The sequence below is a fragment of the Undibacterium sp. Di27W genome, from assembly GCF_049340345.1.
GTDB lineage: Bacteria > Pseudomonadota > Gammaproteobacteria > Burkholderiales > Burkholderiaceae_D > Undibacterium.
The window spans coordinates 1-255 of sequence record NZ_JBMPOS010000180.1; the positions used below are offsets into that span (position 1 = coordinate 1).

The 255-nt window shown below is 57.3% G+C and carries 1 protein-coding gene; it reads left to right on the forward strand.

What is annotated here, in order from left to right:
• Window positions 1–255, forward strand: a 255-nt coding sequence (trhA, locus tag ACO0LF_RS31795) for a PAQR family membrane homeostasis protein TrhA (RefSeq protein ID WP_423021454.1), incomplete at both ends; no start/stop codon positions are given.

Here is a 255-nt window from a genome sequence, read left to right on the forward strand (position 1 = left end):
AACGTGGGGATGGTCGCTGTTCGGCGTGGTGTGGGGGCTTGCCGTTGTTGGCGTCCTGCAAGAATTATGGTGCGCCAAAGGAGCGCGGCTAATGTCGTTGCTAATATATGTAGTGATGGGTTGGGTTAGCGTGATCGCTGCTAAACCGCTCATCAATGCGCTCACAATGGACGGCTTCTGGTGGCTGGCAGCAGGTGGTGCGCTCTACACCGGCGGCATCGCGTTTTATGCCACAGATCACAAATGGCGCCACGG